Origin of the sequence: Pseudomonas sp. AU11447, from assembly GCF_001672555.2 — a bacterium.
Lineage (GTDB): Bacteria > Pseudomonadota > Gammaproteobacteria > Pseudomonadales > Pseudomonadaceae > Pseudomonas > Pseudomonas nitroreducens.
Window position 1 is genome coordinate 307,980 of the sequence record NZ_LZDG02000017.1, and the last position, 24,927, is coordinate 332,906.

The 24,927-nt window shown below is 65.4% G+C and carries 23 protein-coding genes; 18 read left to right on the forward strand and 5 right to left on the reverse strand.

Annotated features, from left to right (window positions below; translation table 11 throughout):
• The first annotated feature begins 29 nt into the window (after positions 1-29).
• The 8 genes from A6723_RS02035 (at position 30) to A6723_RS02070 (ending at position 9,319) form a co-directional block, all read left to right on the forward strand.
• On the forward strand, positions 30-1,277 hold the full coding sequence (locus A6723_RS02035; protein WP_054906374.1) for a parallel beta-helix domain-containing protein: 1,248 nt from the start codon (positions 30-32) through the stop codon (positions 1,275-1,277).
• Positions 1,274-2,410, forward strand: a complete 1,137-nt coding sequence (locus tag A6723_RS02040; RefSeq protein WP_054906375.1) for an SO2930 family diheme c-type cytochrome — start codon at positions 1,274-1,276, stop codon at positions 2,408-2,410. Before A6723_RS02035 ends, A6723_RS02040 begins: the two co-directional genes overlap by 4 nt.
• Positions 2,411-2,520: 110 nt before the next feature.
• Positions 2,521-3,372 carry a mechanosensitive ion channel family protein gene (locus A6723_RS02045; protein ID WP_054906376.1) on the forward strand — a complete coding sequence of 284 codons (852 nt, stop codon included), beginning with the start codon at positions 2,521-2,523 and terminating at the stop codon, positions 3,370-3,372.
• 259 nt (positions 3,373-3,631) lie between these two features.
• Positions 3,632-4,105 (forward strand): type IV pilus modification protein PilV, encoded by a 474-nt coding sequence (gene pilV, locus A6723_RS02050; RefSeq protein ID WP_054906377.1) that lies wholly within the window; start codon positions 3,632-3,634, stop codon positions 4,103-4,105.
• A 1-nt stretch (position 4,106) separates the two neighbouring features.
• Entirely contained in the window at positions 4,107-5,060 is a 954-nt protein-coding gene (locus A6723_RS02055; RefSeq protein ID WP_054906378.1) for a PilW family protein, read from the forward strand.
• 26 nt (positions 5,061-5,086) lie between these two features.
• Positions 5,087-5,527, forward strand: coding sequence for a PilX N-terminal domain-containing pilus assembly protein (locus A6723_RS02060; RefSeq protein ID WP_256546183.1), 441 nt, complete (start codon positions 5,087-5,089; stop codon positions 5,525-5,527).
• A 20-nt stretch (positions 5,528-5,547) separates the two neighbouring features.
• On the forward strand, positions 5,548-8,922 hold the full coding sequence (locus A6723_RS02065; protein WP_139092872.1) for a pilus assembly protein: 3,375 nt from the start codon (positions 5,548-5,550) through the stop codon (positions 8,920-8,922).
• 1 nt (position 8,923) lies between these two features.
• The gene (locus A6723_RS02070) at positions 8,924-9,319 is read left to right on the forward strand and encodes a type IV pilin protein (RefSeq protein ID WP_054906381.1); all 396 of its coding nucleotides are present in this window, start codon (positions 8,924-8,926) and stop codon (positions 9,317-9,319) included.
• Positions 9,320-9,326: 7 nt separating this feature from the next.
• Here the strand turns inward: A6723_RS02070 and A6723_RS02075 are convergent, their stop codons facing one another.
• Complete coding sequence (locus A6723_RS02075; RefSeq protein WP_054906382.1) at positions 9,327-9,914, reverse strand: TIGR00730 family Rossman fold protein; 588 nt, start codon at positions 9,912-9,914, stop codon at positions 9,327-9,329.
• Between the two features lie 394 nt (positions 9,915-10,308).
• Between A6723_RS02075 and azu the strand changes: the two genes are divergently transcribed.
• The gene (gene azu, locus A6723_RS02080; protein WP_054906383.1) at positions 10,309-10,755 is read left to right on the forward strand and encodes an azurin; all 447 of its coding nucleotides are present in this window, start codon (positions 10,309-10,311) and stop codon (positions 10,753-10,755) included.
• Positions 10,756-10,880: 125 nt separating this feature from the next.
• On the forward strand, positions 10,881-11,507 hold the full coding sequence (locus tag A6723_RS02085; protein WP_024766000.1) for a hemolysin III family protein: 627 nt from the start codon (positions 10,881-10,883) through the stop codon (positions 11,505-11,507).
• A gap of 45 nt (positions 11,508-11,552) precedes the next feature.
• On the opposite strand, the gene nadE is transcribed toward A6723_RS02085, so the two are convergent.
• Genes nadE through A6723_RS02100 form a run of 3 tightly spaced genes read right to left on the reverse strand, consistent with a single transcriptional unit; the run spans position 11,553 to position 14,261 of the window.
• The gene (gene nadE, locus A6723_RS02090; protein ID WP_054906384.1) at positions 11,553-12,380 is read right to left on the reverse strand and encodes an ammonia-dependent NAD(+) synthetase; all 828 of its coding nucleotides are present in this window, start codon (positions 12,378-12,380) and stop codon (positions 11,553-11,555) included.
• 31 nt (positions 12,381-12,411) lie between these two features.
• Entirely contained in the window at positions 12,412-13,611 is a 1,200-nt protein-coding gene (gene pncB, locus A6723_RS02095; protein ID WP_054906385.1) for a nicotinate phosphoribosyltransferase, read from the reverse strand.
• A 2-nt stretch (positions 13,612-13,613) separates the two neighbouring features.
• A complete protein-coding gene (locus tag A6723_RS02100) occupies positions 13,614-14,261 on the reverse strand; it encodes a nicotinamidase (RefSeq protein ID WP_054906386.1) in 648 nt (215 codons plus the stop codon).
• Positions 14,262-14,430: 169 nt separating this feature from the next.
• Between A6723_RS02100 and A6723_RS02105 the strand changes: the two genes are divergently transcribed.
• A complete protein-coding gene (locus A6723_RS02105) occupies positions 14,431-15,123 on the forward strand; it encodes an NUDIX domain-containing protein (RefSeq protein WP_054906387.1) in 693 nt (230 codons plus the stop codon).
• Positions 15,124-15,294: 171 nt separating this feature from the next.
• Here A6723_RS02105 and A6723_RS02110 read toward each other — a convergent pair whose 3' ends face one another.
• On the reverse strand, positions 15,295-16,188 hold the full coding sequence (locus A6723_RS02110) for a LysR family transcriptional regulator (protein WP_054906388.1): 894 nt from the start codon (positions 16,186-16,188) through the stop codon (positions 15,295-15,297).
• Positions 16,189-16,307: 119 nt separating this feature from the next.
• Between A6723_RS02110 and A6723_RS02115 the strand changes: the two genes are divergently transcribed.
• The 7 genes from A6723_RS02115 (at position 16,308) to A6723_RS02145 (ending at position 24,834) form a co-directional block, all read left to right on the forward strand.
• On the forward strand, positions 16,308-17,798 hold the full coding sequence (locus A6723_RS02115) for an aldehyde dehydrogenase family protein (protein ID WP_054906389.1): 1,491 nt from the start codon (positions 16,308-16,310) through the stop codon (positions 17,796-17,798).
• Between the two features lie 260 nt (positions 17,799-18,058).
• Positions 18,059-19,342 carry an FAD-binding oxidoreductase gene (locus tag A6723_RS02120; protein WP_054906390.1) on the forward strand — a complete coding sequence of 428 codons (1,284 nt, stop codon included), beginning with the start codon at positions 18,059-18,061 and terminating at the stop codon, positions 19,340-19,342.
• Between the two features lie 413 nt (positions 19,343-19,755).
• Positions 19,756-20,892, forward strand: coding sequence for a branched-chain amino acid ABC transporter substrate-binding protein (locus tag A6723_RS02125; protein WP_054906391.1), 1,137 nt, complete (start codon positions 19,756-19,758; stop codon positions 20,890-20,892).
• A 135-nt stretch (positions 20,893-21,027) separates the two neighbouring features.
• Positions 21,028-21,942: a branched-chain amino acid ABC transporter permease gene (locus A6723_RS02130; protein WP_054906392.1), complete on the forward strand. Its 915-nt coding sequence runs from the start codon at positions 21,028-21,030 to the stop codon at positions 21,940-21,942.
• A gap of 2 nt (positions 21,943-21,944) precedes the next feature.
• Entirely contained in the window at positions 21,945-23,249 is a 1,305-nt protein-coding gene (gene livM, locus A6723_RS02135; RefSeq protein WP_054906393.1) for a high-affinity branched-chain amino acid ABC transporter permease LivM, read from the forward strand.
• Positions 23,246-24,121, forward strand: coding sequence for an ABC transporter ATP-binding protein (locus A6723_RS02140; protein ID WP_024765989.1), 876 nt, complete (start codon positions 23,246-23,248; stop codon positions 24,119-24,121). Before livM ends, A6723_RS02140 begins: the two co-directional genes overlap by 4 nt.
• On the forward strand, positions 24,118-24,834 hold the full coding sequence (locus A6723_RS02145; RefSeq protein ID WP_054906394.1) for an ABC transporter ATP-binding protein: 717 nt from the start codon (positions 24,118-24,120) through the stop codon (positions 24,832-24,834). The genes A6723_RS02140 and A6723_RS02145 overlap by 4 nt, the downstream gene beginning before the upstream one ends.
• Positions 24,835-24,927: the final 93 nt, after the last annotated feature.

The following is a 24,927-nucleotide window of genomic DNA, read 5'->3' on the forward strand; positions in this document are numbered from 1 at the left end:
ATATCATAAAAACAAGACCGGAGCCCGCCATGCGTCTCGCCACTCTCTCCCTTCTCGCTCTCTCCGTTGCCCTGGCCGCCTGCGGCGAAGGTGACAAGCCCACCGCTGCCGTCAGCGCCGACTTCCAGAAAGACCTGCAGGCGCGCCTGATCAAGGCCAAGGCCGGCGATGTCATCGACATTCCCGCCGGCACCTACCACCTGGACCGCAGCCTGAGCCTGAAGGTGGACGGCGTGACCATCCGCGGCGCCGGGATGGACAAGACCATCCTCAGCTTCAAGAACCAGAAGGCCGGTGCCGAAGGCCTGTTCGTCGACGCCTCCGACTTCACCATCGAGAGCCTGGCCATCGAGGACGCCAAGGGCGACGGCCTGAAGGTCATCGGTGGCAAGAACATCGTCATCCGCAACATCCGCACCGAATGGACCAACGGCCCGGCTACCGAGAACGGCGGCTACGGCATCTACCCGGTACAGACCGAAAACACGTTGCTCGAAGGCAACGTCGCGATCGGCGCCTCCGACTCGGGTATCTATGTCGGCCAGTCGCGCAACGTGGTCGTGCGCAACAACCGCGCCGAGCGCAACGTCGCCGGTATCGAGATCGAGAACACCATCGGCGCCGACGTCTACAACAACGTCGCCACCGACAATACCGGCGGCATCCTCGTCTTCAACATGCCCAACCTGCCGCAGCCGGGACGCGGCACCCGCGTCTTCGACAACGATGTGCAGGGCAACAACCACGAGAACTTCGGCCACAAGGGCACGCCAGTGGCCAGCGTACCGGCGGGCTCGGGCGTGGTGGTGAACTCCAACGATGACGTGGAGATCTTCGACAACAAGATCGGCAACCACAAGACCGCCAACGTCATCGTCAGCAGCTACTTCAGCACCGGTTATTCGGGCAAGGCCACCCAGCCCAACTTCGACCCGTACCCCGAAGGCATCTTCATCCACGGCAACACCTTCGGTCCGGGCGGCGACAGCCCCGACCACCTGGAGCTCAAGGCCCTGAAGATCGCCAAGTTCGGTCTCAACGGGCGCCTGCCGGACATCCTCTGGGACGGCTACTTCAACGACAAGAAACTGGTCGACGGCAAGCTTCCGGAAGCCCTGGCCATCTGCATCGACAACGGCAGCGCCGGCATCGTCAACGTCGACGGTCCCAACGGCTACAAGAACATCAGCACCGACATGAGCAGCCACCAGTGCAAGCTCAAGCCGCTGCCGAAAATCGAGCAGGCCGGCCTCGGCGAGAAGGGCAACAAGGCATGACGAAACCCGCTTCGTTCCTGTTGTCGCTCGCCCTGGCCGCTGCCCTTGCTGGTGCACTGGCCGGATGCGGGCAGGAGAGCAAGCCGCGTTATCAGCCCGAAGGTGATGACTACCCGGAAAAGCTCAGCGGCTGGGGCATGCTGCACCTGGCGGACGGCCACCTGACGCCGGCCGCCGAGGTGCTGCCGTATGACCTCAACACCCCGCTGTTCACCGACTACGCGCACAAGCTGCGCACCGTATGGATGCCCGAGGGTCAGTCGGCGCAGTACGCCGAGGACCGCTTCGACTACCCCGTCGGCACCGTGCTGACCAAGACCTTCTATTACCCCAGGGACGCCCAGGGCAACTTGCTGCAGAACAGCCAGGACGACCGCGACCCCAAGGCCGGGCTGGACATGGGCAAGGTCCACCTGGTGGAAACCCGTGTGCTGGTGCGGCAAAAGGACGGCTGGGCGGCGCTGCCCTACGTGTGGAATGCCGACCAGAGCGAGGCGACGCTGGAACTCGCCGGCGACAGCCCGGCGCTGGAGTTGACCGCCGAGGATGGCAAGAAGGCTGCCTTCACCTACATGGTGCCGGACGCCAATCAGTGCTCCGAATGCCACGCCGAGCAGAAGGGCGGCGGCATCGCCCCGCTGGGGCCCAAGGCGCGGCACCTGAACAAGGACTTCGCCTACGCCGAGGGCAGCGAAAACCAGCTGCAGCACTGGCAGGCACGCGGCTTCCTCAAGGGCCTGCCGGCGTTGGCGCAGGTGCCGCAGAACGCCTTGTGGGGCCATCCGCGTCCCGGTGAGGACCTGGAGAAACAGGCGCGCAGCTACCTCGACGCCAACTGCTCGCACTGCCATAACCCCAAGGGCGCGGCACGTACTTCGGGCCTGCACCTCGACCCGCACACGCCGGTTTCCATCGCCTATGGCCTCTGCAAACCACCGGTGGCGGCGGGCGGCGGCACGGGCGGGCGGTTGGAGGACATCCACCCCGGTAGCCCGGACAAATCGGTGCTCAGCTACCGGGTCGGCAGCGACAAGCCGGGCGACATGATGCCCGAGCTGGGCCGCACCCTGGTGCACCGCGAGGGGCTGGAACTGCTCAATCGCTGGATCGCCTCGCTACCCGGCGACTGCTAGCTCCATGACGCCCGGAGCCCGCCGTGGCTCTGGGCTGCGCACTGCAACGAGCAAACCGCTGGGGCCGTGCTAGCGTTCATCTGGTCCCTTTCTCTCGCAGGTGCGCTTCCATGGACGATACGAACATCATCAACGTGGGTACGGAGAAGATCAACGCACTGTGGGCGACGGTTTCGCAGTACGCGCTCGCGTTCGGTGTGAAGATTCTCGTAGCCATTCTCTTCTGGGTGCTCGGTCGCTGGCTGATCAGCTTCGCCGTCAACCTGGTGGAAAAGGCGCTGGCCAAGCAGAGCGTCGATCCGACGGTGCTGCGCTACGTCGGCTCCTTCATCACCGTCACCCTGAACATCCTTCTGGTCGTCGGCATCCTCGGCTACTTCGGCGTGCAGACCACCAGCCTCGCGGCGCTGATCGCAGCCATCGGCCTGGCCATCGGCATGGCCTGGTCGGGGCTGCTGGCGAACCTGGCAGCCGGCGGCTTCATCATCGTGCTGCGACCGTTCAAGGTGGGCGACTTCATCTGCGCCGGCGGCGTCACCGGCACCGTGAAGGAGATCGGCCTGTTCGCCACCGCGATCAACACCCCGGACAACGTGATGACCCTGGTGGGCAACAACAAGATCTTCAGCGACAACATCCAGAACTTCACCCACAACCCGTACCGTCGCGTGGAGCTCAAGGCGCAGCTTTCCGGCGCTGCCGACTGGCAGGCCGCGGCGGCCGTGCTCAAGCAGCGCATCGCGGCGATTCCCAACGTGCTGAGCGATCCGCCGGTGGATGTGGAAATCCTCGAGTTCAACCTTGTCGGCCCGGTGCTGGGGGTACGTCCGTACTGCCATAACGACGTCTACTGGCAGGTCTACTTCGACACCAACCGCACCATCAAGGAAGCCCTGGGCACCGACTTCCCGGCACCGATGCCGGCGCAGACGGTGATCGTGCAGCAGTCGGCCAACGGCTGATCGCTACGGGATCGGAAAAGGCCACCGCACGGTGGCCTTTTCTTTGGGCCCGCCGTGATGAGCGGTCGTGCCTCCGGGATCGGTGGTTTCCACCGTCGAAAGCCTTCCCGCGCCTGCGCCTGATCGTCTATTCGCGCGGAAATTTCCCGGCGATTTCGGCGCGCAGTCTGGCTGACCCGGCCTTGAAACACCTCGCACTCTAGAGATCGGAGCGCCGTCCCACGACGACGCACAATCCGCTCAGTAGCGAGGCGAAGCCATGGGAAGTCGCTTGCTGGCCAGAGGGTTCACCCTGGTCGAACTGCTCGTTTCGGTGGTGATCCTGTCCATCGGCCTGCTGGGGCTGGCGGGCCTGCAGAACGTCGGAGTCGCCGCCAGCTACAGCGCATTGCAGCGCTCACAGGCTTCCTGGCTGGCCAGCGAGATGAGCGACCTCCTGCGGGCGAACCTGCCGGCGGCCCGCGCGGGCGCCTACGACCTCGCCTTTGCCGAGCCGACCGGAGATTGCCCGGCGGTTTCCGGCAGCAGTCGTGCGCAACTCGATCTCAGCCAATGGCGCAATACGGTCTGCACGGCGCTGGGCGGATCAGGCGGCGGCTCGGTGCGGGTGTTCCGCGGCGGCGAACTGTACCGCGTGGAGATCGCTATCCGTTGGGACGACAGTCGTGCGCGAGGTCGGTGGCCCAGCGATGGCGAACGCTGGGAAACCTTTACCTATCGCACCTCACTCTGACATGGACGCCACCGCCCAGCGCGGCCTGTCGTTGGTGGAATTGCTGATCGCCATGGCACTCAGCCTGCTGCTCATGGCGGGCGTGATCGAAGTGCTGCTGAGCAGCAAGCAGACCTACCACGCCAGCCTTGCCCTGGCCGAGCTTCAGGAAAGCGGGCGTTTCGCCTTCGACATCCTCGCACAGGACCTGCGCACTGCCGGGTTCGTCAGTGCTTGTCCGTCCGGCGTGGTGAATGCCAGCGGGGCTGGCACTGCGCAGTTTGCCCTGGAAAGGGCGGGCATCGAAGGCTACGGCAGCGGCATGACGGCGCCGGCCTGGGTGCCCTCCGGGAAGCTGGCGAATACGGATGCGTTGTTGCTGCGCTATGTCGGCGAGCCCGCGCTTGCGGCGCGCTCGGTCGTCGGCAATCAGGTCGTCCTGGCCTCCGCTGGTGCCTCGACCGGGGCGTATTACCTGCTCTCCGATCTGCAGTCGTGCCTGCTGATGCGAAACGCCGGCAGTGCGAGCACCCTGGTCGCTAACCGCGCGTTGGGCCACTTCCTGGCCTCGGCCACCCGCGCCTATCCCTATCGCTACGCCATCTACTGGATCGGCAAGGGGGAAGGGGGCTCGCCGGGCCTCTTCGTCACCTACAACAGCGAGAGCAGCGACAAGCAACAGACCGACGAGCTGGTTTCCGGCGTGGCTGGGCTAAGCCTGCGCTATGGCGTTGCTGGCGTAGGCGGCGACGCCGTCGCGATCTACAAGGCCGCGTGGGAGATGGCCGCTATCGAGTGGAGCAGGGTGCGCACGGTGCGCGTCAGCCTGCTGTTGCAGAGCCTGACCCGCAACGTCGACGAGGCGCCGACAGCGCTGGTATTCGACGGACGAACGCTGACCGCCAATGCGGAGCGTCGTCTGCGCATGGTGATGAGCAGCACCACTGTGCTGCGCAATGCCGTGAGGGCCGAATGAGGCGTTGGCGCGCCCAGCGCGGCGCAGTGCTGCTGGTCACCCTGGTGATGCTGTTGCTGCTGACGCTCATCGGGCTGGCCGGTATGCGCCTGGCGAGCCTGGAGGAGCGCATGGCGGGGAATCTGCGTGATCGTCAAATGGCATTTCAGGAAGCCGAGTCTGCGTTGCGTGCGGGCGAACTGGCGGCACGCGACCTCTATAGGCGTGTTCATCTCGACGCCGCTGCCTATGACGTTGCCGCAGACATTTCGACAGGCGACACAGGCGCTCCGGATCTCGCGCGCCAACCGCGTTACCAACTGAAGTTCCTGCGGCTGCTGAACAACGAAGGCTTGGAAGTGGGCATGGGCAGGGCTGCGTATGGCGTGGCGGTGGAAGTGAGCGCAGCGGGCTACGGTGTGCGCCGCCAGCCATCGGGCGAGCCGGTCTCCAGTGCGCGGTTGCGCAGCATCTACTTCATTCGCTGACGGACGACAGGGAGGTGGTGGTGGCACGAGGATGGAAATACGCGCCGCTGGCGCTCATGGCAGGGTTGCACGGGCTGGCAAGCGCCACGCCGATCAGCCAGGTGCCGTTGCAGGTTGGCGGCGGCGCTCCGGGCAATCTCGTGCTGCTGCCTTCGACGGCTCATTCGTCCGTTGCGGCGGCTGCCCACTCGGGGGATACCTACATTCCCGAGCGGACGTACGCCGGCTATTTCGATCCTGCGAAGTGTTATGGCCAGGAGCCCGCGCAGCAGTACTTCGAGCCCCTGCGGGCGGCGCAGGAACATCTCTGCTCTGGCGCCTGGAGCGGCAACTTCCTCAACTGGGCAACGGCTCAGCGCCTCGATGTCGTGCGCTCCGCGCTGACCGGCGGAGACCGTTACATCGATACCGCCGGCACGACAGTGCTGCAGAAGGCGCGCAATACGGAAGTCGACGGCAGCTTCCCGGACCGCCATTTATCCACGGTGCTCGCGGGTGGAGCCACGCCGTTTTCCGGGCTGTCCTTGTCGTTCCGCATCGCCGGGCAGGATCGCAGCCTCCTGTTCAGCCGCAGCCCGGCGTTTGCCGGTGAGCCGCAGGACTACCTCGCCGGGACTGTTGTGCAGGCCGCGGAAACCTATCGCTTGCCAGTCCGGGTACAGGTCTGTGTGGCTGGCATGCTCGAGCGGAACTGCCACCGCTATGACGGCCAGTCCAAGCCCGAAGGTCTATTGCAGCAGTACGCCAGCCGGCTGCAGGTCAGCGTGCTTGGCCGGGCTGATAGCGACGGAACCAGCAATGTCGTGCTGCGTGCCCGACACACGTTCATCGGCCCGAAACTGGACGACGGCGCGGATAATCCGCAAGCGGAATGGTCGGCACGCAGCGGCATATTTCTCGCCAACCCGGACCAGGATGCATCCGGCCGCAGCGGCGTAATCGACTACCTCAACCGCTTCGACGAGGCGGCGTTGCGCCGCGGGGATGACCTGGGCGAGTCGTTGTATGCGGCGACCCGCTACCTGAGAAACCAGGGCAGCCTTGCGGCGCCGGCCGATGCTGGCGCCGGCCGTGTGTTCCCTGCCGTCGCGCCCTGGGGTGACCCGATCAGCCATGCCTGCCAGCGCAACAGCGTTCTCGGGCTGGGTGGTGCGGGGGAGGCGCGAATTGGCGAGAGCCTGCCTCGCCTCGCGGGGAAGGACCCGGCCGTGGATATGGCCCAGGCCGCTAGCCGCGTGGCCGCCATCGAGGGAGCAGGTGCCGACGACGCGACCCTCGACTTCGCCGGCCTCGCTTACGACGCGCACACCCGCGATCTCCGTACGGACATTCCGGGGCGACAGACGCTTTCCACCTACTGGCTCCCCATCGAGCCGGCAGGACAGGGCAGCACCCTCTGGCTGGCGACGAAATATGGCGGTTTCTCCGTGCCCAAGGGCTACCGTCATGAGCAGGATGCGCCGCTGCCGACGGCCTGGTGGCACGATGCAGTGATCTCCACTGCGGTACGCCCGGACAATCTTCTGGACGCCACGGAGCCGGCGCGCTGGCGTGATGAGCTGCAGCGGGCGTTCGCACGCACTGCAGAGAGCGGCGCAGGGGCGTTCAGCCAGTTCATTGCGGGCGGGCGTTCCGACCAGGTATTCAGCACGACATTGGACCCGACGAAGTGGAGCGGCGACCTGCTGCTTTGGCAGGGGAGTTCGGCGAAGCCTGTCTGGTCGGCGGCGCAACGATTGGATGAGCTTAACCAGGCACAACTGGGCGGGAGAAACATCTTCACTGTCCGCACGCCGGACGGTTCGGGTACCGCGCGGCAGGGCGTCGCCTTCGCCTGGCCCGCGCTGGATGATCGGCAGCGTGAGGCGCTGGTCGACGATGGCAACGACGGTGAGCGCCTGCTCGACTACCTGCGTGGTTCCAGGCTGGACGAGCGCGACTCGGCGGCGAGCCTCCGACCTTACCGGCAGCGCGGCAGCCGGCTGGGCGACATCGTCCATTCGCGCCCGGCCTACTCCTGGCATGACCCACAGCCGTATGCCGCGCTGCCCCAGCCGCTGGCCAACGGGCAGACCCTGGGCAGCGCCTATCGCGACTTCCTCGACAGTGCGGCCTATCAGCAACGTGCGCCCCTGGTGGCAGTCGGCGCCAATGACGGCATGCTGCATGGTTTCGATGCACGCGATGGGCGTGAGCTGTTTGCCTATGTGCCGGCTGCGGTCTTCGCCCATCTGCGCGAACTGGCCGCTCCGGGCTACGTGCACCGCTACTTCGTGGATGGCTCGCCGAGCATTGGGAATGCCTGGATCGAAGGGCGCTGGCGCACCTTGCTGGTAGGCACTCCAGGAGCGGGAGGCAACAGCGTCTTCGCCCTGGATATCAGCGATCCGCAGCGTATGCAGCCAGGCAGCGTGCTGTGGGAGTTCAGTCACCCGGAACTCGGCTACAGCCTGGGCCGCCCGGCCTTGCTGGCGTTGGCGTCGGGAAGGTTTGTGGTGGCGCTGTCCTCCGGCGCCCGTGACCCGCAGGGCAAGGACGGCGAGCTCTGGCTGCTCGATGCAGCGGATGGTCGCCCGCTCAAGCGCATCAGGCTGCCCGGCGCCGGAGACCTGGGGCCGGTGACGGCGATCAGCAGTGCGGGCGATGTCACGGCCGATCGCCTGTACGTCGGGGACGGTCGTGGCAATCTCTGGCGCGTGGATCTCGCAGGCGATGACGGCCAGGATTCGGCCATTCCCGTTTCGCTGGCCGGAGGGGCGCTGTTCAAGGCCGTCGATGCGAAGGGAGTGGCTCAGGTGATTTCTGCGCCCATTGCCGTGGCGCGAGATGGCAGTGGTGCGGTGCGAGTGATGTTCGGCACCGGGCGATATTACCGGGTGGGCGATAACCTGCCCGCAGAGCCTGAGAAGGTCGAAAGCCTGTACGGCGTTCTCGACGACGGTAGCGCGACGGTAGGGCGTACCCGCTTGTCGGCGCAAAGCCTCGACGTGCAGTCGCTGGCGCTGTCCGCCCGTTCGCCAGGCGACGGTAGTCGAGGCTGGTATCTGGACCTGCCCGCCGACGGCACTCGCGTGATCGAACGGGCGCAGGTGCGTGCGGATCGCTTCGTGCTGTTCAACCTCATGGCGCCCGGGGACGACCCTTGTGACGATCCCCTGCGCTACGGCTCCGTCGCCCTGGATATTGCCAGCGGTGGTGATCCCGGCACGGCATCGCCGGTGGTGTCTGCGGCAGGCAATGTGGTGATCGGGCAGCCTGGTGGTCTGCTGGTGCGGCCTGGGGAGGGGGAACGCGGCGTGCAGCTCACGACGCTGGACGAAGACGGGCGCCCCCGCACGCGTGAACTCGACTGGCCGGGCGACAGCGGACGCAAAGCCTGGCAGGAGCTGCGCTGAGATGAAGGCTTCCGTGCATCGCAATGGTTTCACGTTGCTGGAAATGCTTACGACGGTGGCGCTGATCGGTATCCTGCTGGCCATCGCCGTACCGACCTACCAGGACCATATCCGCCGGGTTCACCGGGTGGACGCACAGAAATCCCTGGTGGAGTTGGCGCAGTACCTGGAACGCTACTACACCAGCCATGGCAGTTACGTGGGCGCGAGCCTGCCGTATCAGCATTCACCACGAAACGGGCCGGTGCGCTATCGCCTGGGTTTCGCCGACGAGCCTGGGGCCGCGAGCTTCACGCTGATGGCCGAGCCTCAGGGCAGCATGGCGGGCGATAACTGCGGAACACTGACGCTGGCCAGCAGCGGGCTCCGTGGTGCGGCCGCGGAGCGCTGCTGGTAGTGGCGCGTCACGTTGGCGTGCGGTCCACCCACTTGGGCGCCGCCAGGGGCTTCCACGCGGCCAGGGCGTCGACCAGCTCAGCGGGCGAGGCGGCGCGCTGCAACATGTCGCGATGGGGCTGGCGCACGAAGCGCTCCTGTACCAGGTGGTCGAGGAAGGTCAGCAGCGGGTCGAAGAAGCCGTTCACCTCCAGCAGGCCCAGGGGCTTGGCGTGGTAGCCGAGCTGGCCCCAGGTCCAGACCTCGAACAGCTCTTCCAGGGTGCCCAGGCCACCAGGCAGGGCAATGAAAGCGTCGCTCAGCTCGGCCATGCGGGCCTTGCGCGCGTGCATGCCGTCGACCACTTCCAGACGCGTCAGGCCGCTGTGGCCGACTTCGGCGTCCTTCAGGCTCTGCGGGATGATGCCGATGACTTCGCCGCCAGCGGCCAGCGCAGCGTTGGCGACCATGCCCATCAGGCCTACGGCGCCACCGCCATAGACCAGTTGGATGCCGTTCTCGGCGAGGTGGCGGCCGAGGGCTTCGGCGGCTTCCTGGTAGATCGGGGTGGCGCCGGGGCTGGCGCCGCAGAATACGCAGATGGAACGCAAGGTCATGGAGCTTCCTCGATTGGCCGGCCTCGTTTTGCAGGCCGTCAGGGTAGCGGCAGCTTCGAGTGCGACCAAGCCCGAATTTTCCTAGTCCATTTCGGCCCGTCGGCCACCCCCGCCGCAGGCGCCGAGTGCGTAGCATGCGAGCAGGCTTTGCAGCAGTTGGCTTTGTAACATCGGAAGACGGTGCATGGCGCGAACTCCTGTTGGGCCGGGGGATGGGGTCTATGCTAGGCGGGGTGCGCTGTTCTGCCTCGTTGATCCTGCTGATCGACCTGATAGACAGTTTGAAGCTTGGCTCGTGGCTGATGGCCATTGATGCAGATCAGGGGAACCCCGATCGCCTTCGGGCAGTCTTCCCCTTCAGGATTCTCCGCCCAACCTGCCTAGGAGGCATGTCATGTTCCGTAAACTCGCCGCTGTATCCCTGCTTGGCCTGTTCAGTGCCCCGCTGCTGGCCGCCGAATGCTCCGTGGACATCCAGGGCAACGACCAGATGCAGTTCAGCACCAACGCCATCAGCGTCGACAAGAGCTGCAAGACCTTCACCGTGAACCTGTCCCACCCGGGCAGCCTGCCAAAGAACGTCATGGGCCATAACTGGGTGCTGACCACCGCCGCCGACATGCAGGGCGTGGTGACCGACGGCATGGCCGCTGGTCTGGACAAGAACTACGTGAAAGACGGCGACACCCGTGTCATCGCTCACACCAAGATCATCGGCTCCGGCGAGAAGGATTCGGTGAGCTTCGACCTTTCCAAGCTCAAGGAAGGCGAGCAGTACACCTTCTTCTGCTCCTTCCCGGGCCACTCGGCCATGATGAAGGGCACCCTGACCCTGAAGTGATCCGGCTTTGCTGAAAAGCTTGTGATTCGAAAAGCCCGACTATTGGTCGGGCTTTTTATTTCACCCTTTTTATTTCAAAAAACGGAGTTAGGGTGTCCGTTGCTGGAATTCAAACGGGGGGCCTCATGTACCACGGTGAACGCTTCAACGCCTGGACCCACCTGATCGGCGCCTTGCTGGCGCTGGTGGGCGGCATCTGGCTGCTGGTCGCCACCAGCCTGCTGGGCGAGCCGCTGCGCATCGTCAGCGTGGCGATCTATGGAACGACGCTGCTTCTGCTCTACAGCATCTCCACGCTGTACCACAGCGTGCGCGGGCGGGCGAAGGTGATCCTGCGCAAACTCGACCACCTGTCGATCTATCTGCTGATTGCGGGGAGCTATACGCCTTTCTGCCTGGTGACGCTGAAGGGGCCCTGGGGCTGGACGCTGTTCGGCATCGTCTGGTCGATGGCGGTGATCGGCATGCTGCAGGAGATCAAACCGCGCTCCGAGGCGCGGGTGCTGTCGATCATCATCTATGCGGTGATGGGCTGGATCGTGCTGATCGCCGTCGGCCCGCTCTACCGCGCACTGGGCGGTGCGGGGTTTGCCTGGCTGGTGGGCGGCGGGGCCTTCTACACCATCGGCATCATCTTCTTCGCCTATGACAGCCGATTCCGCCACTGGCATGGCATCTGGCACCTGTTCGTGATTGCCGGCAGCCTGCTGCACTTCATCGCCATCTGGCGCTACGTCATCCCCCAGCATTGAGCCGGGCGGCGCGGGACTGCTCCCGCGCCGCTGGTTGCCGACGGCTTACGGGGCGGTCGGCAGGGCGCGCTTGTGATGGGTCTTCTCGAAGGTGCGGACGATGATGTCGAAGGCTTCCTGGCTGACCTCCTGGCCGTGCAGGAAAGCGTCGATTTCCTTGTAGGTCACACCATGGGAATGCTCGTCCGGCTTGCCGGGGGCGAGGTCTTCGAGGTCCGCAGTCGGCACCTTCTCCACCAGATGCTCCGGCGCGCCCAGGCTGCGGGCGATGCTGCGCACCTGGTTCTTTACCAGGCCGGTGAGCGGGGCGAGGTCGCAGGCGCCGTCGCCGAACTTGGTGAAGAAACCCATCACCGCCTCGGCGGCATGGTCGGTGCCGACCACCAGGCCGGCGCGGGCGTTGGCGATGGTGTACTGGGCGACCATGCGAATGCGCGCCTTGGTGTTGCCCAGGGCAAAGTCGCGGGTGGCCGGCGCCAGGCCTTCCAGCGCCTGGGTTTCAGCAGCCAGCGCCTGGACCGATGGGCCGATGTTCACGGTGTGGCGCTCGTCGGGGGCGATGCAGTCCACCGAGTCCTGGGCGTCCTGCTCGTCACCCTGCACGTTGTAGGGCAGGCGTACGGCGAGGAAGCGGTAGTCCTGGTTGCCGGTCTCGGTGCGCAGGCCTTCCACGGCGCGCTGGCAGAGCATGCCGGCGGTGAGCGAGTCGACGCCGCCGCTGATGCCCAGCACCAGGGTCTTCATCCCCGAACCCTTCAGGCAGTCCTGGATGAAGCGAATGCGGCGCTGGATCTCGGCCTGCAGCTCGGCGTCGGACTGGAAGGGCGGCTGCACGTTGAGTTCTTTGGCGATGGCGGCCTGTCTGTCTTTCATCTGATGGGCTCCTGGTCGGATGCGAAAAGGGTTACACCGGCACCTTGAACACATGGCGCAGGTAGGCGACGAAATTCTCGTCGCGGCATTGGGTTTTGCCCGGGGTGTCGGAAATCTTCGCCACGGGATGGCCGTTGCAGGCCGTCATCTTGATCACGATGTTCATCGGTTCCACGCCGGGGATGTCGCAGGTCAGGTTGGTACCGATGCCGAAACTGACGTTGATCTTGCCACGCAATGCACGGAAGAGCTGCAACGCCTTGGGCATGTCGAGGCCGTCGGAGAACACCAGGGTCTTGGTCATCGGGTCGATCCCCAGGCGGCGGTAGTGGGTGATGGCCTTCTCGGCCCAGACCAGCGGGTCGCCCGAATCGTGGCGCAGGCCATCGAAGAGCTTGGCGAAGTACAGGTCGAAGTCGCTGAGGAAGGCGTCCATGGTAATGCAGTCGGTCAGCGCGATGCCCAGCTGGCCGCGGTACTCGCGCACCCAGCAGTCCAGCGCAGCGATCTGGCTGTCGATCAGTCGCGGGCCGAGCTGCTGGTGCGCCATCAGCCATTCGTGGGCCATGGTGCCGATGGGCTTCACGTCGAATTCGCGGGCCAGGTGCACGTTGCTGGTGCCGACGAAGCGGCCGGGGAAGTCGCGCTTGAGGATGTGCACGACTTCTTCCTGGGCGCGGTAGGAGAAGCGCCGACGGGTGCCGAAGTCGGCTACCTGGAATTCCGTCAGTTCGTCCGCGCTGGCGTTGCCGGCGAGCCAGTCGAGCTTGCGGTACAACTGCTCGCCGACCTGCTCCAGCACCACCTCGCGGTAGCGATAGCGGTTGCGCACCTCGCTGACGATGGCCAGCAGCGGCACCTCGAAGAGGATCACGTGCAGCCACGGCCCGCGCAGGCGGATGGCCAGTTGGCCGTCCTCGATGCTGGTGTGCACGTAGCGCAGGTTGAAGCGGAACAGGCTGAGGAAGCGGATGAAGTCCGGCTTGATGAACGGGATGCGCTCAAGGAAGGCGAGCTGGTCCGGCGTGGCTTCCAGTTCGGCCAGGCGTTCGATCTGGTAGCGGATTTCCGCCAGGTACGGCCGTAGGTCCTCGGCGTTGCGGCAGCGGAATTCCCACTCCACTTCGGCGTTGGGGTAGTTGTGCAGCACCGCCTGCATCATCGTCAGCTTGTAGAAGTCGGTGTCCAGCAGGTTCTGCACGATACTCTCGGCAAATACGCTCTCGGCCATGATCAGTTCTCCCTGATGCCCGCGAGGGCGCTATCCAATTCGTTCTCGTCTGCGCAGAGGATCACTCCGGCGTCGCGCATCTCGGCGCAGGCAGACTTGGCGGTTTCTTCCGCGATGGCCCGGCAGGCCGGCAGGTAGAGCAGCACCTCGAAGCCGGCGCGGCGCAGTTGCAGCGCGGTGGTCTTCACGCAGTAGTCCAGCGCCAGGCCGCCCACCAGCACGTGGCTGACCGCGTTCTGCCGCAGGTATTCGATGGCCCCGGTGCTGCGCCGTTCCGCCAGGTCGTGGTAGCACGCACCGTAGGGGTGCAGGTCAGGCTCGACGCCCTTCCAGATGAAGAAGTCGTACTCCATCGGCTGCGGCAGTTCGTCCAGCAGTTCGAAGCCCGGCGTGCCCGGCACGCAGTGGCTGACCCAGGTGAGGTCGGCGTTGGGCAGGGACAGCGGTTGCAGCATCTGTGCCGGCTCGCTCACTACCCAGGGCGCTTGCGCGGTGTGCGCGTCCTTGCTGCCCAGGCGCAGGCTGGCGCGTTCGGCCAGCAGGTTCAGTGCGCCGCCGATGGCATCGCCGCCGGGCACCGGCAGTTCGTTGGGGCAGAGCGGGGTGAAGCCCTTCTGGGCATCTACGTCGAAGCTGGCGATCAGGTTCATGGAAGCCTCCGCTTGACCGTTGGTGGCCTGTCGTGACTACATAATTCACGACGTGAAATAAGTCGTCAAGTAAAAAGAACGGAAATGATCGGCAGTGGAAGATGCTTTCTATACGTGATGAAATAAGTCGCAGGATTTTCCCCGGCGAAAACCTATTCAAGGAGTTTCGATGAGTACCGCTGAAGTGCTGGCCACCGTGGATATCGTGGCGCTGCGCCTGAACCCGGAGCGCGGGCTGGAACTGCTGCTGATCCGTCGCGCCCACGGGCCGTTCGAGGGGCAGTGGGCGTTGCCCGGCGTGCTGATCAACGGCCGCTGCGCGGATCACGGCCTGGACGATGCGGCTCTGCGCGCGTTGCGCGAGAAGGCGCGGGTGCAGCCGGCCTACATGGAACAGGTGGCCACGGTCGGCAACGCAGTGCGCGACCCGCGCGGTTGGTCACTGAGCGTGTTCTATCTGGTGCTGGTGGCGCCGGAGACCGAACTGGCCGCCGACGATCTCGACTTCGTGCCGCTCGACGCTGTGCGCGGCGAGCGCCTGGCCTTGCCCTTCGACCATGCCCATCTGGTGCAGCAGGCCTGTGAGCGGCTGGCCAGCAAGTCGGTGTACAGCGCATTGCCGCTGCACCTGTTGCCAGCGCGCTTTACCGTGGCGGAGGCGCTGAAGGCCTTCGAGCTATCCATCGGCGAGGAAATCCAGCATTCCAGCCTGCGCGGGCGGCTGGAGCGGATGAAGGCGGCGGGCTGGGTACAGGACACCGGCGAGCGCCACCAGCCGCCAATGGGGCGGCCGCAGCATGTGTTGCGCTTTACGCCGCAGGGGGATGGGGCGTTTGTGTTTGATCGGAGTTTGTTGGTCTGACGCTCCGGCGCTCGGGCATTCCCCCTCACCCCAGCCCTCTCCCGGAGGGAGAGGGAGCCGTCTGTGCCAGTGAGAGCAGTGGTGTACACCTGCGCCGATCAGTCCCCTCTCCCTTTGGAGCGGGGCGCGCAGCCAGGGTTAGGGTGAGGGGCTCTTGGCGCCGCGCTGAACTCACCCCTCCATCCGCTCCCCAATCCACTCCACGAAGGCCCTGACCTTGGGCACCGCTGCCGCATGCTCGGGGTACGCCAGGTAATACCCGCTGCGGCTTGCCAGCCCGTGCTCCCAGGCGATTACCAACTTGCCCTCGCTCAGCTCCTCCTCCACCAGGAAGCGCGGCAGTAGCGCCACACCGCAACCGGCCTGGGCGGCGCGGATGCACATGTAGAAGGTGTCGAAGCGCGGCCCGTGGTAGCTGTGCTCGCTGTGCTGGCCGAGGCTGAGGAACCACTCGTGCCAGGCCTCCTGGCGCGTGGCGTTCTGTAGCAGGACCAGGTCGGCCAGTTGGGTCGGGTCGCTCAGCGGCTGCGCCGGCAGGATCGCCGGTGAACACACCGGCACCATTTCTTCGCCGAACAGCGCCACGCACTCCGCGCCGGGCAGGGTACCGGCGCCGAAGAAGAAGGCGATGTCGCAGCGCGACTGCAGCAGGTCGCCCGGCTCCAGTTCCTGGCGCAGGTCCAGGTGGATGTTCGGGTGGCGATGGCGCCAGCCGTTCAGCCGCGGGATCAGCCAGCGCGCACCGAAGGTCGGTGGTGTTGCCACGCGCAGTACTTCGGTTTCGCCGCCGTAGGACAGCAGGTAGTGGGTGGACATCTCTACCTGGGTGAGGATCTTGCGCACTTCCACCAGGTACAGGTCTCCCGCAGGCGTCAGCTGCAGGCGGCGGCGTACGCGACGGAACAGCAGGTGCTGGAGCATTTCTTCCAGCTGCGCCACCTGCTTGCTGACCGCGCTCTGGGTCAGGTTCAGCTCCTCGGAAGCACGGGTGAAACTCAGGTGCCGCGCCACCGCTTCGAAGCATTGCAGGGCGGTCATGGACGGCAGGTGGCGTTTGCTCAGCATGGCGGGCAGTTCATGAATTTACGGAATGATGTGCATAGGAAACGTCGTTTGTTGTGCCCAGGCAAGCCGTTTATTACTGCTGGCATTCCAACTGGTTCTGAACCCATTCAGGAGTCCGCATGATTTCCGCACTGCTCGAATCCCTCGGCGTCGACGCCCGCCTGGTCACCGGTGGCGATCAGGTCATTCACACTCCCATCGACGGCAGCCGCCTGGGCGCGGTGCGCCTGGAAAGCGCTGCCGAGGTGGAGCAGAAGATCGGCCGCGCCGCCCATGCCTTCGACGCCTGGCGCAAGGTGCCGGCGCCGCGCCGCGGCGAACTGGTGCGGCTGTTCGGCGAGGAGCTGCGGGCAAGCAAGGCCGCCTTGGGTGAGCTGGTGTCCTGGGAGGCCGGCAAGATCACCCAGGAAGGCCTGGGCGAAGTGCAGGAAATGATCGACATCTGCGACTTCGCCGTTGGCCTGTCGCGCCAGCTCTACGGCCTGACCATCGCCTCCGAGCGCCCCGGCCACCACATGCGCGAGACCTGGCATCCGTTGGGCGTGGTCGGGGTGATCAGCGCCTTCAACTTCCCGGTCGCCGTGTGGTCGTGGAACACCGCGCTGGCGCTGGTGTGCGGCAACTCGGTGGTGTGGAAACCGTCGGAGAAGACCCCGCTCACCGCGCTGGCCTGCCAGGCGCTGTTCGAACGCGCGCTGAAGAAGTTCGGTGATGCGCCGGAGCATCTTAGCCAGGTGGTGATTGGTGATCGCAGCGCTGGCGAAGCGCTGGTGGATGACGTGCGCGTCGCCCTGGTCAGCGCCACCGGCAGCACTCGCATGGGCAGCGAAGTCGGCCCGCGCGTAGCGGCTCGCTTCGGCCGCAGCATTCTCGAACTGGGCGGCAACAACGCGATGATCCTGGCGCCCAGCGCCGACCTCGACATGGCCGTGCGCGCCGTGCTGTTCAGCGCCGTCGGCACGGCGGGGCAGCGCTGCACTACGCTGCGCCGGCTGATCGCCCACGAGTCGGTGAAGGACGAGTTCGTCAGTCGCCTGAAGACGGCCTATTCCAAGGTGCGCATCGGCCATCCGCTGGAAGGCAATCTTGTTGGCCCGCTGATCGACGAGCGCAGCTTCCTGGCCATGCAGGGCGCGCTGGAGCAGGCGCGCGGCGAGGGCGGCGTGGTGTTCGGCGGCGAGCGCCAACTGGCCGATAAATTCCCCGACGCCTATTACGTGTCGCCGGCCATCGTCGAGATGCCCGAGCAGAGCGACGTGGTGCGCAGCGAGACCTTCGCGCCGATCCTCTACGTGGTGCCCTACAAGGACTTCAACGACGCGGTGGCGCTGAACAATGGCGTACCGCAGGGGCTGTCGTCGTGCATCTTCACCACCGACCTGCGCGAGGCGGAAGCCTTCATCTCGGCGGTGGGCAGCGACTGCGGCATCGCCAACGTCAACATCGGCCCCAGCGGCGCAGAGATTGGCGGCGCCTTCGGTGGCGAGAAGGAAACCGGCGGTGGCCGCGAATCCGGTTCCGACGCCTGGAAGGGCTATATGCGCCGGCAGACCAACACCGTGAACTACTCGCGGGAACTGCCGCTGGCGCAGGGCATAGTCTTCGATTGATAGCACCGGGGCACATGCCCTTGTAGGAGCGAGCTTGCTCGCGAACGGATTCCGAGTGGGCTTCGGCGTCATGCGGTTCGCGAGCAAGGGCTAGGCGCCCACCTCGGTCCTGCACAACAACACAGCACCGTAGGGCGAATAACGTGGAACAGGTTATCCGCCAGCCCTCTGCGGCGGATAACGCTGGCGCGTTATGCGCCCTACGACGGCCCAACTGCCGTACAGAGTCATTCACAAGGTTCGCGTAGAAGGATCGCTGGATGTCGCTTCGCCAAGAATGTCTGTGGGAATACCTGACGCCCGACCGCCCGGAAGCTCCGGAGCTGCGCGGGGATCGCAAGGTCGACGTGTGTGTCATCGGCGCGGGCTTCACCGGCCTGTCCGCCGCGCTGCATCTGCTGGAGCGGGACCAGACGGTTTGTGTGCTGGAAGCCCACACCACCGGGCACGGTGGCTCGGGGCGCAACGTCGGGCTGGTCAACGCCGGCCTGTGGATTCCCCCGGATGAGATCGAAGCGGGCATGGGCGCGGAGGTTGGCCAGCGGGTCAACCGCATGCTCGGCAACGCGCCCTCGCTGGTGTTCTCTTTGATCGACAAGTACGGCATCGATTGCCAGGCGCGCCGCGAAGGCACCCTGCACATGGCGCACAACACCCGTGGCCTGGCTGACCTGCGCAGCCGCTGCGAGCAGTGGGGCCGCCGTGGCGCCCCGGTGGAACTGCTCACCGGCAGCGAGTGCGAACAGGCTTGCGGCACCGACAAGATTGCCGGCGCGCTGCTGGATCGCCGTGCCGGCACGCTCAACCCTATGGCCTACGTCAGCGGCCTCGCCCGCGCGGTCGTTGGGCTGGGCGGTGAGCTGTACCACCATTCCCCGGTGGTCGGCCTGGTGCGCGTAGGTAACGCGTGGAACGTGATCACTGCCGGGGGCGTTGTGACTGCCGAGCAGGTGGTGATCGCCTCCAGTGCCTACACCGAAGGCGAGTGGACAGAACTGCGCCGCACCTTCTTCCCCGGTTACTACTACCAGGTTGCCTCGCGTCCGCTGGAGGGCGCGGAAGCCGCGCGCATCCTGCCGGGCGGGCAGGGCTCCTGGGATACCCGCCAGGTGCTCAGCAGCATCCGCCGCGATGCCGATGGCCGCCTGTTGCTCGGCAGCCTCGGCAAGGGCACCGGCAAGCCGGCGTGGTTCCTCAAGAGCTGGGCGGATCGCATCCAGCAGCATTACTTCTCCAGGCTGGGCAAGGTGGACTGGGAGTTCACCTGGACCGGCTGCATCGATTTCACTCCCGACCACCTCATGCGCCTGTTCGAGCCGGCGCCGGGGCTGGTCGCCATGAGCGGCTACAACGGCCGCGGCGTCACCACCGGCACGGTGGTGGGCAAGGCCTTCGCCGACTTCCTGCTGGACGGTGACGCCAGCGCCCTGCCGATGCCGCTGCGGCCGATGGAGGAAATCTCCGCCGTGGGCCTGCGCAGCTGTCTGTACGAAGCCGGCTTCTCCCTCTACCACGCCGGGCAGTGCCTGCGGGTGGTGATCTGAGCTTGCCGCGAAGGCGGCGCAAGCCGCCTCCGGGGTAGCCCGCCAACGCTCGCTGCACTTTGGTCTAGCCTCTTATGGTGCGTTACCCCGACGGGTCTGCACCGCGGATGTGCAGTTCGGTGACAGCGATGGTTACGGTTGGGGTTGCGCCTGTGGTGGCAGGAAAAAGGCCGCCCACGGGAAGGTAGGTTGCACCCTTTTTGGTGCTTGGTTGCACCTTTTGCTTTCAATGGGTTGCACGTGTCTAGCGCTTGATGTCTGCCAGCTCGAGCTATTTTCGCTGTAGGACTTGGTTAATAACAAAAACGAATGGCACGCCGCTTGCTGTTGATATTTCGCTGAATCGCTTAAACGAGAAATCGCCAACAAGAAATACAACGCGCCATTACAAAAAACCTCAGGAGCAAAACTCCATGTCGCAGAAGATTTACAGAAAAGGTTTTCTGGCTCTGGCGGTCACCACCGCGCTGGGCATGTCTTCCGTAGTACAGGCCGATGTCGTTATCGGGGTCGCAGGACCGCACACCGGGGCCAACGCCTCGTTCGGGGAACAGTACTGGCGTGGGGCTAGCCAGGCCGCGGAGGACATCAACGCCGCCGGCGGTATCAATGGCGAGAAGATCAAGCTGGTAAAGGCGGACGACGCCTGCGAACCGAAACAGGCCGTTGCCGTCGCCAACCGCCTGGTGGACCAGGACAAGGCGGTCGCCGTGGTCGGCCACTTCTGCTCCTCCTCCACCATTCCCGCCTCGGAGGTCTACGACGAGGCCGGCATCATCGCCATCACCCCCGGCTCCACCAACCCGCAGGTCACCGAGCGCGGCCTTTCCGGCATGTTCCGCATGTGCGGCCGTGACGATCAGCAGGGCATCGTCGCCGGCGACTACATCGTCGACGTGCTGAAGGCGAAGAAGGTCGCGGTGATCCACGACAAGGACACCTACGGCCAGGGCCTGGCGGACGCCACCAAGGCGCAGCTGAACAAGCGCGGCGTGAAGGAAGTGCTGTACGAAGGCCTGACCCGTGGCGAGAAGGACTTCAACGCCCTGGTCACCAAGATCCGCGCCTCGGGCGCAGAAGTCGTCTACTTCGGCGGCCTGCACCCGGAAGCCGGCCCGCTGGTTCGCCAGATGCGCGAGCAGGGCCTGACCGCCAAGTTCATGTCCGATGACGGCATCGTTACCGACGAACTGGTCACCACCGCCGGCGGCCCGCAGTACGTCAAGGGCGTGCTGATGACCTTCGGCGCCGACCCGCGCCTGATCCCGGACGGCAAGGCCGTGGTGGAAAAATTCCGCGCCAATGGCTTCGAGCCGGAAGGCTACACCCTCTACGCCTACTCCTCGGTTCAGGCCCTGGCCGCTGCCTTCAACGGCGCGGGCAAGACCGACCCGGCCAAGGCCAGCGCCTGGCTGAAGGCCAATCCGGTACAGACCGTGATGGGCAAGAAGGAGTGGGACAAGAAAGGCGACCTGAAAGTCTCCGACTACGTGGTCTACGAGTGGGACGACAAGGGCAAGTACCACCAGCTCGACGCGTTCAAGAAGTAACCGCCTGACCCGGCCGGCGCCGCTACCCGCGGCGCCGGCTTCCCCGCAGGTCGGCGGTACGCGCGCAGCTGGTCACGAGCCGGTGATTGCGCGAGCCGTCAGCCTTTCCTGCCCTGCTTGCGCGAGTACCCAATCGTGGACGGTATCTTCCTTCAGCAAATGATCAACGGGCTGACCCTCGGGTCGGTCTACGGTCTGATCGCCATCGGCTATACGATGGTCTACGGCATCATCGGCATGATCAACTTCGCCCACGGCGAGGTGTACATGATCTCCGCCTATCTCTCGGCGGTGGGCCTGGCCCTGCTGGCCTTCTTCGGCCTGCAGTCGTTCCCGCTGCTGATCCTCGGCACGCTGGTCTTCACCATCTTCGTCACCGGCGTCTATGGCTGGGTGATCGAGCGCATCGCCTACAAGCCGCTGCGCAACTCCACGCGCCTGGCGCCGCTGATCTCCGCCATCGGCATGTCACTGATCCTGCAGAACTACGTGCAGCTGGCCCAGGGCCCGCGCCAGCAAGGCGTGCCGACCCTGCTCGACGGTGCCTTCAAGTTCCACATCGGCGAAGGCTTCGTGCAGCTGACCTACACCAAGGTGTTCATCCTCATCGCCGCCTTCGTCGGCATGGGCGTGCTGACCTACGTGATCCAGTACACCAAGCTCGGGCGCATGTGCCGCGCCACCCAGCAGGACCGCAAGATGGCCTCGATCCTGGGGATCAACACCGACCGGGTGATCTCCTACGTGTTCGTCATCGGCGCCGCCATGGCCGCGCTGGCCGGCGTGCTGATCACCATGAACTACGGCACCTTCGACTTCTACGCCGGCTTCATCATCGGCATCAAGGCGTTCACCGCCGCGGTGCTCGGCGGCATCGGCTCGCTGCCCGGCGCCATGCTTGGCGGCCTGATCCTGGGCGTAGCCGAGGCGCAGTTCTCCGGCATGGTGAACACCGACTTCAAGGACGTGTTCGCCTTCGGCCTGCTGGTGACCATCCTGATCTTCCGACCGCAAGGGCTCCTGGGTCGTCCCCAGGTATCGAAGGTGTAAGCATGACGTCCGTTACCCAGACTTCAGCCGCGCCGGCCCCGGCGCGCATCGATATCAGGAAGAGCCTCATCGACACGGTGCTGGCCGGCCTGATCGCCCTGATCGTGTTCGGCCCTATCGTCGGCATCGTGCTCGATGGCTACAGCTTCAAAGTCGAACCGGTTCGCCTGGCCTGGATGATCGGCGCGGTGATGCTCGGCCGCCTGCTGCTCAGCCTGTTCCTGCAGACACCTGCGGGCCTGCGCATCATGGACCGCTTCGAGAGCTCCGACTCGGGCATCAGTGTGCTGCCGCCGGGCTACAAGACGCGCCTGCGCTGGATAGTCCCGCTGGTGATCCTGGCCGCGGTGATCTTCCCGTTCTTCGCCAGCAAGTACCTGCTCACCGTGATCATCCTCGGGCTGATCTACGTGCTGCTCGGCCTGGGGCTGAACATCGTGGTCGGCCTCGCCGGCCTGCTCGATCTCGGCTACGTGGCCTTCTACGCCATCGGCGCCTATGGCCTCGCGCTGGGCTACCAGTACCTCGGCCTGGGTTTCTGGACGGTGCTGCCGCTGGCCGCCATCGTCGCCGCGCTGGCGGGGGCGCTGCTGGGCTTCCCGGTGCTGCGAATGCACGGTGACTACCTGGCCATCGTGACCCTGGGCTTCGGCGAGATCATCCGCCTGATCCTCAACAACTGGCTGTCCTTCACCGGCGGCCCGAACGGCATGCCGGTGCCGTCGCCGACCTTCTTCGGTCTTGAGTTCGGCCGCCGGGCGAAGGAGGGCGGCACGCCGATCCACGAGTTCCTCGGCATCGATTACAACCAGAACTTCAAGTTCCTGTTCATCTACATCGTCTTGTTCCTGGTCGTCATGCTGGTGCTCTACATCAAGCACCGGCTGACCCGCATGCCGGTCGGCCGCGCCTGGGAAGCGCTGCGCGAGGACGAAATCGCCTGCCGCGCCATGGGCCTGAACCACGTGCTGGTGAAACTCTCGGCGTTCATGCTCGGTGCCTCCACCGCAGGCCTGGCCGGGGTGTTCTTCGCCAGCTACCAGGGCTTCGTCAACCCGTCGTCGTTCACCTTCTTCGAGTCGGCGCTGATCCTCGCCATCGTGGTGCTGGGCGGCATGGGATCGACGGTGGGCGTGGTGATCGCCGCGTTCGTCCTCACCGTGGCGCCGGAACTGCTGCGCAGCTTCGCCGACTACCGCGTGCTGCTGTTCGGCATCCTCATGGTGCTGATGATGATCTGGCGGCCGCGCGGGCTGATCCGCATCAGCCGCTCTGGCTTCGCCGTACGCAAGGGGGTGGCGCCATGAGCGGTGACAAGATCCTCAGCGTCGAGCACCTGATGATGCACTTCGGCGGCATCAAGGCGCTCAACGACGTCAACCTCGATGTGGAACGCGGCTCCATCACCGCGCTGATCGGCCCCAACGGCGCCGGCAAGACCACGGTGTTCAACTGCCTCACCGGTTTCTACAAGGCCACCGGTGGCAACATCCTGCTCAACACCCAGGGTGGCACCACCGACGTCATCAAGGTGCTCGGCCAGCCGTTCCAGGGCGGCGATTTCGTCAACCCGGCGCAGTTCGGCAACCGCCTCTACTACAAGATGTTCGGCGGCACTCACCTGGTGAACCGCGCGGGCCTTGCTCGCACCTTCCAGAACATCCGGCTGTTCCGCGAGATGTCGGTGGTGGAGAACCTGCTGGTGGCCCAGCACATGTTCGTCAACCGCAACCTTATTGCCGGCGTGCTCAACACCCCCGGCTACCGCCGCGCGGAAAGCGAAGCGCTGGATCACGCCTTCTACTGGCTGGAAGTGGTGGACCTGGTGGACTGCGCCAACCGCCTGGCCGGCGAGATGTCCTACGGGCAGCAGCGCCGCCTGGAGATCGCCCGCGCCATGTGCACCCGGCCCGAGCTGATCTGCCTGGACGAACCCGCTGCCGGGCTCAACCCTGCGGAAACCCAGGCGCTGGCGCGCATCGTGCGCTACCTGCGCGACCACCACGGCATCACCGTGCTGCTGATCGAGCACGACATGGGCATGGTGATGAACATCTCCGACCACATCATCGTGCTCGACCACGGCGTGGTCATCGCCCGCGGCGGCCCGGAGGAGATTCGCCACAACGACAAGGTCATTGCCGCCTATCTCGGCGCAGACGAAGAGGAGCTGGCATGACGGCGCCGATGTTGGAATTCCGTGATGTGGATGTGTTCTACGGGCCGATCCAGGCGCTGAAGAAAGTCTCGCTGACCGTCAACGAAGGGGAGACCGTGGCGCTGATCGGCGCCAACGGCGCGGGCAAGTCCACGCTGCTGATGTCGATCTTCGGCCAGCCGCGCGCGGCGGGCGGCGCGATCCTCTACAAGGGCCAGGACATCCGCCACAAGTCCGCGCACTACGTGGCCTCCAACGGCATCGCGCAGTCGCCGGAAGGGCGCCGGGTGTTCCCCGACATGACCGTGGAGGAGAACCTGCTGATGGGCACCATCCCCATCGGCATGGATCACGCCCAGGAAGACATGCAGCGCATGTTCGACCTCTTCCCGCGCCTGAAGGAGCGACGCAACCAGCGCGCCATGACCATGTCCGGCGGCGAGCAGCAGATGCTTGCCATTGCCCGCGCGCTGATGAGCCGGCCCAAGCTGCTATTGCTCGACGAACCTTCGCTGGGGCTGGCGCCCATCGTGGTCAAGCAGATCTTCCAGACCCTGCGCGAACTGGCACAGAGCGGGATGACGCTGTTCCTCGTGGAGCAGAACGCCAACCACGCGCTGAAGCTGTCGGACCGCGGTTACGTGATGGTCAACGGCGAGATTCGCCTGAGCGGCACCGGGGCGGAACTGCTGGGTAACCAGGAGGTTCGCAACGCGTATCTGGGCGGGCATTGACGCAGCCGCCTTTCGTAGGAGCGAGCTTGCTCGCGAACCAACCCCGCTGCGGAGCTGTTCGCGAGCAAGCTCGCTCCTACAAGGGCGTTTCCC